Genomic DNA, 11,805 nt, shown 5'->3' with positions numbered 1-11,805 from the left:
CGCAACGTCCGGAGATCGGCGCGGGCGAACGTCCGTTCGCCCGCCTACACTGATCCTGATCCATGCGTCAGGACCAGATCGTCGTCTCCGGTGCTCGCGAGCACAACCTCAAGGACATCAGCCTCTCGCTGCCGCGGGACGCGCTGGTCGTCCTGACCGGCCTGTCCGGCTCGGGCAAGTCGTCGCTCGCCTTCGACACGATCTACGCGGAGGGGCAGCGCCGCTACGTCGAGTCGCTGTCCGCCTACGCGCGGCAGTTCCTGGGGCAGATGGACAAGCCCGACGTCGACTCGATCGAGGGGCTGTCGCCGGCGATCTCCATCGACCAGAAGACGACGTCGCGCAACCCGCGGTCGACCGTCGGCACGGTCACCGAGATCTACGACTACCTGCGCCTGCTGTGGGCGCGCGTCGGCACCCCGCACTGCCCCGAGTGCGGCGCGATCATCCAGGGCCAGTCGGCTGAGCAGATCATCGACCAGGTGATGGAGCTCGAGGAGGGCGCGCGGTTCATGGTCCTCGCGCCGGTCGTCCGCGGCCGCAAGGGCGAGTACGGCAAGCTCCTGGACGAGCTGCGCGCCGAGGGCTACAGCCGCGTCAAGGTCGACGGTGAGCTGCGGATGCTCGAGGAGAAGATCGAGCTCGACAAGAAGTTCAAGCACGACATCGCCGTCGTGGTCGACCGGCTCATCATGCGCCCCGAGGTCCGCAAGCGCCTCGCGGACTCGATCGAGACCGCCGTCGGGCTGGCCGCGGGGATCGTCGAGGTCGAGATCATGGGCGGCGACCAGCCCGAGGTCCGCACCTTCTCCGAGCGGTTCGCCTGCCTGTCGTGCGGCACCTCGATGCCGGAGCTCGAGCCGCGCATCTTCTCCTTCAACTCCCCGCACGGCGCGTGCGACCGCTGCACCGGCCTGGGCTCGCAGATGGAGATCGACCCGGACCTCGTCGTGCCCGATCCGACGCTGTCGATCGGCGAGGGCGCGCTGGCGCCGTGGGCGGGCTCGTCGTCGGCGTACTACGAGCAGGTCATCCAGGCGATCTCCGAGCGCTACGGCGTCGATCTCGAGACGGCCTGGGAGGACCTCGACGACGACAAGCAGGACCTCTTCCTGTACGGGACGAACGGCGATCGCATCCAGGTCTCGTACCGCAACCGGTACGGCCGCCGGCGCTCGTACGCCACGCAGTTCGAGGGCATCGTCAACAACCTCGAGCGCCGCTACAAGGAGACGGACTCCGAGCTCCAGCGCGAGAAGATCGAGGAGTACATGTCGATGGTGCCGTGCCCGGCGTGCAAGGGCGCGCGCCTGCGGCCCGAGTCGCGCTCGGTGCTCGTCGGCGGCCTCGGCATCCACGAGTTCTCCCGCCTGTCGGTGCGCAACGCCCGCAAGTGGCTCGACGAGGTGGAGCTGACCGACCAGCAGCGGCGGATCGCCCGGCTCATCTTCCGCGAGATCGAGGAGCGGCTGCGCTTCCTCGACGACGTCGGCATCGGCTACCTCTCGATGGACCGCGCGGCGGCGACCCTGTCGGGCGGCGAGGCGCAGCGGATTCGCCTGGCCACGCAGATCGGCTCGGCGCTGGTCGGCGTGCTCTACGTGCTGGACGAGCCGTCGATCGGCCTGCACCAGCGCGACAACACCAAGCTGATCGGAACGCTCGAACGGCTGCGCGACCTCGGCAACAGCGTGCTCGTGGTCGAGCACGACGAGCAGACGATGCGCGTCGCCGACTACCTCGTCGACCTGGGGCCCGGCGCCGGCGAGCACGGCGGCCACGTCATCGCGCAGGGGACGGCCGAGGAGGTCATGCAGGTCCCCGAGTCGCTGACCGGGCAGTACCTGTCGGGCAAGAAGTTCGTCGACGTGCCGGACAAGCGGCGGACGCCGACCGGCTACGTCGAGATCCTCGGGGCGACGCAGCACAACCTCAAGAAGGTCGACGCGAAGATCCCGCTCGGGGCGCTCACCTGCGTGACGGGGGTGTCGGGGTCGGGCAAGTCGACGCTCGTCAACGAGGTGCTCTTCAAGGCGGTCGCCAACCGGCTGCACCGCGCCCGCCAGCGCCCCGGCGCCCACCGCGGGGTCAAGGGGCTCGAGCAGGTCGACAAGATCATCCAGATCGACCAGTCGCCGATCGGCCGCACGCCGCGGTCGAACCCGGCGACGTACACCGGGCTCTTCGACGTCATCCGCGACCTCTTCGCCAAGACGCAGGAGGCGCGGGCGCGCGGCTACAAGCCCGGCCGCTTCTCGTTCAACGTCAAGGGCGGGCGCTGCGAGGTCTGCCGCGGCGACGGCCAGATCAAGATCGAGATGCACTTCCTGCCGGACGTCTACGTCCCGTGCGAGCAGTGCCACGGCAAGCGGTACAACAAGGAGACGCTCCAAGTCCGCTTCAAGGGCAAGACGATCGCCGACGTGCTCGAGATGCCCGTCGAGGAGGCCGTCGAGTTCTTCCAGCACATCCCGAAGATCAAGCGGCGCCTGGTGACGCTGCGCGACGTCGGGCTGGGCTACATCCGGCTCGGCCAGCCGGCGACGACGCTGTCGGGCGGCGAGGCGCAGCGCGTGAAGCTCGCGACCGAGCTGTCGAAGGTCGCCACCGGCAACACGCTGTACATCCTCGACGAGCCGACGACCGGCCTGCACTTCGCCGACGTCGAGAAGCTGCTCGAGGTCCTGCACCGGCTCGTCGACTCCGGCAACTCGGTCGTGGTGATCGAGCACAACCTCGACGTCATCAAGACCGCCGACCGGATCATCGACATGGGCCCCGAAGGCGGCGACGAGGGCGGCACGGTCGTCGCGTTCGGCACGCCGGAGGAGGTCGCGGCGGTCCCCGACTCCCACACCGGCCGCTTCCTCGCCGAGCTCGTCACCCCGGTCGCCCCGAAGGCCCGCCGCGGGAAGGGCGCGTCGAAGAACGGCGGCTCGCCGCGCACGACCAAGCGCGCGAAGACTCCCGCCGCGGCGTAGCGGCGGGCGTCGCGACTGCGCTGCGCCGGATCCGCGAAGATCGGGCGGGTGGATCTCCTCGACGGGCTCGGGCTCGACGTCCCGGTCTTCCAGGCGGGGATGGGCGGCGGCGTCGCCGGCGGCGAGCTCGCCGGGGCGGTGTCGGCGGCCGGTGGGCTCGGCTGCGTGGGCATCTCGCCGCCGGACGAGTTCGCTGAGGATCTCGCGCTCGCGCGGGAGCGAGCCGGCGGCCGGCCGGTGTCCGCGAACCTCCTGCTGCCGTTCACGCGGCGCGCGCACGTACGCGCGTGCGCCGAGGCCCGCGTCGCGGCGGTCTCGCTCTTCTTCGGGTTCGATCGCCGCGTCGTCGACGAGCTCCACGCCGCGGGGATCGCGGTGCTCCACCAGGTCGGCACGGTCGAGGGGGCACGGCGAGCGCTGGCGGACGGCGCCGATGCGCTCATCGCCCAGGGCATCGAGGCGGGCGGCCATCTGCTCGCCGAGGAGCCGCTCGAGGCGTTCCTGCCGCGCGCGCTCGAGCTGGCCGGGTCCACGCCCGTCCTGGCGGCGGGCGGGATCGTCGACGGGTCCGGCACCCGGCGCGCGCTCGCGGCCGGGGCGGCGGGCGTCTGGTGCGGCACGCGGTTCCTGCTCACCGAGGAGGCGCGCGCCCACGGGGAGTACAAGCGGCGTGCGCTCGGCGCCGAGCGCACGGTCGTGACGAAGCTCTTCGGCGTCGGCTGGCCCGACCGCCACCGGGTCCTTCCGAATGCCGCCACCCGCGCCTGGGAGTCGCCCACCGGCCCGCGTGGCGCCGCCCTGCGCGCGGCGACGCTCGCCGGCCGCGCCAGCCGCCCTCTGGGCCGGCTGCTGCCGCTCTCGGCGACCGCGGCGCTCCTGCGCACGCAGCGCGGCGCGATCCCGCTCTACTCGCCGGCGCCGCCGCTCGCAGGGATGGACGAGCGCCTCGTCGACGTGGCACCGCTGTACGCCGGCGAGGCCGCGAAGAGGATCGAGACGATCGTGCCGGCGGTCGAAGCGGTCGCCACGCTCGCGCCCTGACCCCGCGTTGACCCCGGGGTGGGTCGCTCGCAGAACTGGGGTTCAATCAGGCGCGAGCGGTGCCGATCAAGGGCGCAACCCGTCTCCGGAGGTCCGTTCGTGCCCGTCTCGTTGCTTCGCCGTGCCCTCGCGCCGTTGGTCGCCGCACTTGTCTTCGCCGTGCCGGCCGCGGCGTGGGCGGCGCCGATCGACGTGACGATGAGCGGACCGCAGCTGACGCTGACGGGTCTCGGCAGCGACGACCTCGTGAAGCTGACGACGTACTCGGCGCCGACGATCACCGACCGGACGCTCGTCTTCGAGTCGCCCTCGACCTTCACGGAGGCGCTTCCGGACTGCACCCTGAACGGCGCCGCCACGGAGATCAAGTGCGACCACGTCCCCGCGAGCCCGGCGCAGGTCTTCCTCGGCGCCGGCAGCGACCAGTTCGAGGTGACCGCGACCGGCGTGGTCCCCGTCGTCGTCTTCGGCGAGGGCGGCCACGACGTCCTCACGGGCGGCGAGGGCGCGGACATGCTCTTCGGCGGAGCCGACGACGACGTCCTCGACGGGCGCGACGGCGACGACGAGCTCGACGGCTACGTCGGGGCCGGCAACCCGTCGGCCGGCGCGGATGCCGGGGACACGTTCTTCGGCGGCCGCGGCGCCGACGTCCTCTACGACACGGGAGCGTCGGCGAACGACACGATCAACTTCTTCGGCGACACGCCGGCGCGCATCGCCGGTGTGAGCGTGACCTTCGACGGACAAGCGAACGACGGGAACGGGACGTACGACGCGGCGACGTCCGGGCCGATCGGTGGCCGCGACTCGGTCGGCACCGGCATCGACTACGTGCAGGGCACGAACTCCGACGACGTCCTCGTCGGCGACGCGCAGGCGAACAAGCTCTCGGGCGCGGGCGGCAACGACGCCGTCACGGGCGGCGACGGGCACGACGAGCTCTTCGGCGGCGACGGCGACGACACGGTCAACGCGCGCGACGGGGACGACGACACCGCCGACCTCGTGGTCAACTGCGGCAATGGCATCCCGGGCACGGGCGACGCCGGCGATGTCGCGAACGTCGATCGCGCCGACCCGGCGCCGGTCGACTGCGCGACGGTGAACCGCTTCTCGCCGTCCTCCGGCGGCGGTGGGGGCGGCACGACGCCGCCGCCCTCCGGTGGCGACGGCACGACCGCCCCGCCCGCTCCGGCGCCGAAGACGGCCGGCGAGCTCACGGCGAAGACGGTCGTCGCGGCGCTGCCCGAGCAGGAGCTGAAGTTCCCCAACTACCTGCGCGGCACGAAGCTGTGCGGCAAGAAGAAGTACTGCAAGGCGCCGGAGATGAAGACGTCGCTCGACCGCAAGAAGCTCAACATCGAGTTCAGCGAGCGCAAGGCGAGCGGCAGCGTGCTCGAGGACGCGGTCGGGCGCAAGGTCGTGGCCGGCGAGGTGCTCAAGACCTCGCCGAAGGCGGGCACGAAGGTGAAGTCCGGCCCGGGCAGCGCGATCGAGGTCAAGGCCTACGTCTTCGAGCCGAGCAAGATCGCCGGGTGCAACCTCAACCGGCCGTACGTGCGGATCGAGGGCGAGCTCTTCAAGCTCACCGACTACATCCGCGACATGACGCTGGCCCGCGCCGAGAAGGTCCTGCGCGAGGCGGGCTGCCCGCGCGATCGCTACGACCTCGTCACGAAGGTCAAGCGCGGCGCCGACCGCCCGACCGTGGCGACCGCGTCGATCACCGGCTCGAGCCAGAAGAAGCTGCGGCTCGTCGTCCACCACGGCTCCCCCGAGATCACCTTCGCGCTGACGAAGCCGAAGCTCGTCTCCGGGTTCCTGCCGGCGATGTGGGGCGACAACAACGAGCTGGTGCTCCCCGCCGGCGAGAAGTTCACGCTGTACGTCAATCCGACGAAGGCCGGCATCGGCTTCAGCCGCCTCTACGTGAACATCTACGGCGAGGACGGCGGCACCGACGTCTGGGGCCAGACGAAGGACAACGGCATCGCCGACGTCTCCGGCCAGATCGCCAAGCCCGGCAAGTACGAGCTGTGGTCGCAGCTGTGCGACAAGGAGGGCGACTGCATCGTCGGCTGGAAGCGCCTCGACGTCGCCAAGCTCGACACGCGCCGCACGTACGTCGGCATCGACGGCCTGACCTACGGCCACTCGAAGGGCGACTGGAAGCCGGTGGCGAACGCCGCCGCGCGCGCCCGCGCCGCGCAGGCCGATCGCGCCTCGCTTGGCAAGCTGGCCGCCCAGATCGTCACCGACGTCGCGCGCAGCCCGCTCTACCGCGAGGCGGCGAAGCGCGACCCGAACGGCCCGCTCTACAGCGCGGTCCTCACGTTGAACGCGGCCGCCGGCGCGGCGATCGGCAAGGGGGACGCGGGCTACTACGACGCGCTCGTCGCGCGCGGCGCGGAGATCACCGTCCTCGCCGGTGCCGGCAACGGACCGACGACGATCTCGGCCGTCGACTTCGTCAAGGGCAAGGCGGTCTACAGCGACGGCACGCGCAGCGTGACGGTCCCTACCACCGCCATCAACCCGCACGACGGGGCGATCGCCTTGAAGGTGGGGAACTTCATGTTCCTGCCGGGCGGCCTCTTCTACCCGGTGACGGGCGGCGGCACGACCGCGGGCGCGACGCAGAAGTTGACGCCCGTCAGCGCGGCCGCCCCGAACCTCGACCTCACGAAGATCAGCGGCGCGACCGCGATCGGGCTGCTCGGGGCCGGCACGGCTCCGCTCATCGGCATGGACGGCGCGACGCTCATCGGCAACGACGCGGGCTCGCTCATCGGGATGGACGGCGGCTCGCTGATCGGGATGGACGGCGCGACGCTGATCGGCATGGACGGCGCCTCGCTGGTCGGGATGGACGGCGGCACGCTGATCGGCATGGACGGCGGCTCGCTGATCGGCATGGACGGCGCGACCGTCATCAGCACGGGCGGCAACGGCTGAACCGCCGCAGCACCTGCCACGCTTCGCGCCGGTGAGCCTGTCCGCCGACGCGAAGCTGTGGCTGCAGAAGTGGCGCTGGTACCAGCGCAACGACCTGCCGTGGAACCGTGCGCGCATCCACGCGCACTTCCTGCGCCGGCGCGCGTTCTGCCGCTGGCCGGTGCACGGCAACGTGCTCGAGGCGTTCGACGACGGGCGGCTGCAGGTGGGGGAGGGCACGCTGTTCGAGCCGGGCGTGTGGCTGACCGCGCCGGCGCCCGCGCGGATCGTCATCGGCGACGGCTGCTTCCTCAACCTGGGCGTGATGGTCGCGTCGATGGAGCTCGTCGAGATCGGCGATCACTGCATGTTCGCCAACGGCTGCTTCGTGACCGACGCCAACCACCGCTTCGACGACCCCGAGCTGCCGATCACGTGGCAGGGCTTCAGCACCAAGGGGCCGACGCGGATCGGCGACAACGTGTGGTGCGGGGCGAACGTCGTGGTCACGAGCGGCGTCACCATCGGCCGCCGCTCCGTCATCGGGGCGAACTCGGTCGTCACGACCGACGTCCCCGAGTTCTCGATCGCCGCCGGAGCACCCGCGAAGGTGCTCCGGCCCATCGAACACCCCGAGGCGCGGGTCTAGCCGCCGAAGCGGGACCGCAGCGCAAGCACGTTCGCGACGTAGCGCTCGGTCTCGGGCAGCATGCCGATCTTGCGCACGCTCGAGAGGCCCTGGTAGTAGCCGGCGGCCGCGAGCGCCGGATCGCCGCCCGTCTCGCGCAGGAGCTGGCCGAGGTAGAGCGTGCCGGCGTGGACGTTGTCGGTCGCGCTCCCCGGGTCGAGCTGGCGCTGGGCGAGGTTGCGCTGCACCCAGTCCCACGTGCCCGGCATCACCTGCATGACGCCGCGCGCGTTGGCGCTCGAGACCATCGCGTTGTTGAAGCCGCTCTCCTGCCACGCGATCGCGGCGGCGAGCGAGCCGGGGACGCCGTTGCCGGCGGCGACCTGCTGCACCTGCTCGGCGGTCAGACGGCCGCCGGTCGCCTCGGGCGCGGGCTGGCTCGTCGGCGGCGGCGCGGCCTGCGTGGGCGGGGCGGCCTGGTCCACGACCGGCTCTGACGCGGGCGGGAGCTTGATCGTCGTGCCCGCGAGCAGCGGCGCGTTGACGTCGAGGCCGTTGACGCCCGCGACCTGCTCGGGCGCGACGCCGGCGCGGAGGGCGAGCGCGGAGAACGTGTCGCCCGGCTGCACGAGGTAGGCGCCGGCCGGCGGCGGCCCGGATGCCGAGGACTCGGAGGAGGCGGCCGGGGCGGGAGCGGCGGCGACGACCTTGCCGGAGGGCTGCGGGGCGCCGTTGGCGATCGCCTCGTTGACGGCCGGCAGCGCCTCGGCGGCGGTCGGCACCATGAGCGTCTGGCCGAGCACGACGGCCGACTCGGGCGGCAGCCCGTTGTAGGCGGCGAGGGCGCCCGTGTAGAGGTTGTTCGCCGCGGCGATCGACCAGAGGGTCTCACCTGGCGCAACGACATGGGGGACGGCCGCCGACGCGGTCGCGGGCAGAGCCGCGAGGCAGGCGAGGGCCGCCAGCAGGATGCGGGGCATGCATGACACGTTGCCGCGCTCAAGGGGAGAAGAAGCACCGTTTCACGGTCTTCTGTCCACCCGCAGGATCCATTGCGTCAAAGAGGAGAGACACCCCGGACGCCGGTCACCCAACATGCCCGGGGCTCCGTCACCGCATGCCTGCTGAGCGCACGTTCTTCACGTCACGCCCCTCGCCGCCGTGTGGGAGAAGTGCGATCACCAACGTGCCGGCCGAGGGGTCGTCCGGGCGGCCCCTCGGTCCGGCCGCATGATGTCGTCAGCCGAGGAGCGTCGACGGGTCGGGCGTCGTGTCGCGCTTGAACCGCTCGAGTTCCTCCGGCGGCATCGAGTAGCCGTGCTCCGGCGCCGGGTAGCGGCGCTCGCGCACGTCGGCGGCGTACGCCGATACGCCCGCCGCCATCTCGTCGAGCAGATCCGCGTAGCGCTTGACGAACTTCGCGCCGCGGCCCTCGCGGATGCCGAGCAGGTCGTGGAACACGAGCACCTGCCCGTCGGTCGACGGGCCGGCGCCGATCCCGATGACCGGGATGCGCATCTTGGGCATGATGCCCTCGGCCACCGCCGACGGGATCGCCTCGAAGACGATCGAGAAGCACCCGGCCTCCTGCAGCGCGAGCGCCTCCTCGGCGACGCGGCGCGCCGCCTCGGCGTTGCGCCCCTGGGCGCGGTAGCCGCCGAGCGCCGTCGCGGTCTGCGGCGTCAGGCCGACGTGGCCCATGACCGGGATGCCGGCCGCCGCGATCGCCTTCGCGCGGGCGACCGAGACCGGGCCGCCGCCCTCGAGCTTCACCGCGTCGCAGCCCGCCTCCTTGACGAAGCGGAACGCGGTCTGCACGGCCTGCTCGTCGCTGACCTCGTACGAGCCGAACGGCAGGTCGCCGATCATGAACGGCGTCTTCAGCCCGCGGCGCACGGCCTTCGCGAGGATCAGCAGCTCGTCCAGCGAGACGGGGACGGTCGAGTCGTAGCCGAGCACCGTCATCGCGCCGGAGTCGCCGACCAGGACGAGGTCGACGCCGGCCTTGTCGACGGCGAGCGCGCTCGGGTAGTCGTACGCGGTCACCATGACGACCGGCTCGCCGAGCGCCTTCTTCTCGGCCAGCCGCGGCAACGTCATCGGCAGCCGCGAGGCGTCCGACGGGATCTGGACGTGGTTCGGGAGGGAGGACATGACCCCGGGTTCTCCTAGGCGGTGGTGAGGAGGGTGGCGACCTGGTCGTCGGCCGCGATGATGGCGTTGGCGCGATCCACGTGGACGACGCGCGGCTGGTAGTGCTCCATCTCCTCACGCGTGTACTGCGCGTAGGAGATGACGATGATCGTGTCGCCGTCGTGGACGAGGCGGGCGGCGGCGCCGTTGACCTTCATCTCGCCCGAGCCCCGCTCGCCGGCGATGGTGTACGTCTCGAAGCGGGCGCCGTTGTCGACGTCCACCACGTGGACCTGCTCGTGCTCGAGGATGTCGGCGGCCTCCAGCAGGTCCGGGTCGATGGTGATCGAGCCCACGTAGTGCAGATCGGAGTCGGTCACCGTCGCGCGGTGGATCTTCGACTTGAGCATGGTCCGGGTCATGACGGTCTCCCGTTCACGTGTATGAGCGTGTTGTCGATGAGACGAACGCCGCCGACGCGCGCGGCGACGGCGACGAGGACGTCCCCGTCGAGGGTCTCGACGGGCACGAGGGTGTCGGCGCGGACGAGCTCGAGGTACTCGGGCTCGACGCCGAAGGGCTCCATCGCGCTCACCGCGGCGGTGCGCACCGCTGCGGGGTCACGCTCACCGTCGCCCGCGGCGCGCTCGGCCGCCCGCAGCGCACGGCTGAGGGCGACGGCGCGCCCCCGGTCGGCGGCGCTCAGGTGGACGTTGCGGCTCGACAGCGCGAGGCCGTCGTCCTCGCGGACGGTCGGGACGGCCTCGATGCGGACCGGCAGGTCGAGGTCCCGCACGAGCCGGCGGATGACGACGAGCTGCTGCGCGTCCTTCTGGCCGAAGAACGCGACGTCGGGGGCGGCCATGTTGAGCAGCTTGGTCACGACGGTCGCGACGCCGTCGAAGTGCGAGCGGCCGCGATGCTCGCCCTCCATCGGCTCCGACAGGCCGAGGACGGCGACCGTCGTGGAGAACCCGTCCGGGTAGACCTCCTCGACGGGCGGCGCGAACAGCAGGTCGGCGCCCGCGCCGGCTGCGAGCTGCGCGTCGCGCTCCTCGTCGCGCGGGTAGGCGGCGAGGTCGCTCGCCTCGTTGAACTGCGCCGGGTTGACGAAGAGGGAGACGACGACGAACCCCGTCGTCTCCGCGGCGCGCCGGATGAGCGCGAGGTGGCCGTCGTGCAGCGCGCCCATCGTCGGCACGAGCCCGATCTCGCGGCCCTCGCCGCGCGCGGCCTTCACCGCGGCGCGGAGGTCGGCCACGGTGCGCACGGTCCTCACGCGGCCTCCTCGCTCGTCTTCGCCGCGAGCTTCCGCGTCGTGTCGGCCAGGACGTCGAAGAGGGGAAGGAGCTCCGGCGCCCGCTCCGCGACCGCGCGGCGCTGGCGCTGGACGGTGACCTCGTCGCCGCGGGCGATCGGGCCGGTGAGGGCGCGCTCGGCGCCCAGCGCCGCCCAGTTCTCGACCGTCGCGCGGACGAGCGGGACGAGCAGCTCGCGGTCGTGGCCCAGGACCTGCTCGGCGGCGGCCTCGAGCGTCACGAGGAAGTTCGAGGCGATCGATGCGGCGGCGTGGTAGGCGGCGCGGTCGGCGTCGGGGATCTCGACGGGCCGCATCCCCAGCGAGGTGGCAAGACATCGCGCGGTCTCGAGGGCGCGCGGCGTGGAGCCGGCGACTGCCGCTCCGGCGCCGTCGAAGGTCGCGTTCCGATCGGCCACCGTCATCAGCGGGTGCATCGAGAACGCCTCGTGGCCTTCGAGCACCTCGAGGGTCGTCGCGCCGGAGCAGTGGCCGACGAGCAGGCCCTCGCGGGGCGTCAGGCCGGCCGCCGCTCGGGCGATCTCCGCATCCGGGACGCACAGCAGCACCACGTCGGCGTGCGCGGGGTCCGCACCGCGACCGAGCGGTTCCTCGACGGCGTGCCCTGAGGCGCGCAGACAGCGGAACAACGCCGTGCCCATGCGACCACGGCCGATGATGGCGATGGAGTTCATCTCGATCTTCGGGGTCCAGTTCCCTTGGGTGGGATACCGGCCTCTTGAAGGCGGAACGCACCCCCAATGGTACCCCGCGGATGGGGAAACGAC

9 protein-coding genes are annotated in these 11,805 nt (G+C 72.0%); 4 read left to right on the top strand and 5 right to left on the bottom strand.

Annotation, left to right across the window (positions count from 1 at the left end; genetic code table 11):
* The first annotated feature begins 62 nt into the window (after window positions 1–62).
* The 4 genes from uvrA (at window position 63) to AC1UE4_RS08140 (ending at window position 7,608) form a co-directional block, all read left to right on the top strand.
* A complete protein-coding gene (uvrA, locus tag AC1UE4_RS08155; RefSeq protein ID WP_482916722.1) occupies window positions 63–2,981 on the top strand; it encodes an excinuclease ABC subunit UvrA in 2,919 nt (972 codons plus the stop codon).
* Window positions 2,982–3,029: 48 nt separating this feature from the next.
* Window positions 3,030–4,022 carry an NAD(P)H-dependent flavin oxidoreductase gene (locus tag AC1UE4_RS08150; RefSeq protein WP_482916721.1) on the top strand — a complete coding sequence of 331 codons (993 nt, stop codon included), beginning with the start codon at window positions 3,030–3,032 and terminating at the stop codon, window positions 4,020–4,022.
* Between the two features lie 135 nt (window positions 4,023–4,157).
* Entirely contained in the window at window positions 4,158–6,980 is a 2,823-nt protein-coding gene (locus AC1UE4_RS08145; RefSeq protein WP_482916720.1) for a calcium-binding protein, read from the top strand.
* A 31-nt stretch (window positions 6,981–7,011) separates the two neighbouring features.
* Entirely contained in the window at window positions 7,012–7,608 is a 597-nt protein-coding gene (locus AC1UE4_RS08140; RefSeq protein WP_482916719.1) for an acyltransferase, read from the top strand.
* Here AC1UE4_RS08140 and AC1UE4_RS08135 read toward each other — a convergent pair.
* From AC1UE4_RS08135 to AC1UE4_RS08115, 5 genes are all read right to left on the bottom strand, one after another.
* The gene (locus AC1UE4_RS08135) at window positions 7,605–8,567 is read right to left on the bottom strand and encodes a lytic transglycosylase (RefSeq protein WP_482916718.1); all 963 of its coding nucleotides are present in this window, start codon (window positions 8,565–8,567) and stop codon (window positions 7,605–7,607) included. The genes AC1UE4_RS08140 and AC1UE4_RS08135 overlap by 4 nt on opposite strands.
* A 259-nt stretch (window positions 8,568–8,826) precedes the next feature.
* Entirely contained in the window at window positions 8,827–9,741 is a 915-nt protein-coding gene (gene panB, locus AC1UE4_RS08130) for a 3-methyl-2-oxobutanoate hydroxymethyltransferase (RefSeq protein ID WP_482916717.1), read from the bottom strand.
* Window positions 9,742–9,755: 14 nt separating this feature from the next.
* Entirely contained in the window at window positions 9,756–10,142 is a 387-nt protein-coding gene (gene panD, locus AC1UE4_RS08125; protein WP_482916716.1) for an aspartate 1-decarboxylase, read from the bottom strand.
* The gene (gene panC, locus AC1UE4_RS08120) at window positions 10,139–10,999 is read right to left on the bottom strand and encodes a pantoate--beta-alanine ligase (RefSeq protein WP_482916715.1); all 861 of its coding nucleotides are present in this window, start codon (window positions 10,997–10,999) and stop codon (window positions 10,139–10,141) included. Before panC ends, panD begins: the two co-directional genes overlap by 4 nt.
* A complete protein-coding gene (locus AC1UE4_RS08115; protein ID WP_482916714.1) occupies window positions 10,996–11,712 on the bottom strand; it encodes a DUF2520 domain-containing protein in 717 nt (238 codons plus the stop codon). The genes panC and AC1UE4_RS08115 overlap by 4 nt, the downstream gene beginning before the upstream one ends.
* Window positions 11,713–11,805: the final 93 nt, after the last annotated feature.

The sequence above is a fragment of the Parviterribacter kavangonensis genome (assembly GCF_056863335.1).
Note: the sequence above shows the minus strand (reverse complement) of the source record. Positions and strands in the feature narration are given on the sequence as shown.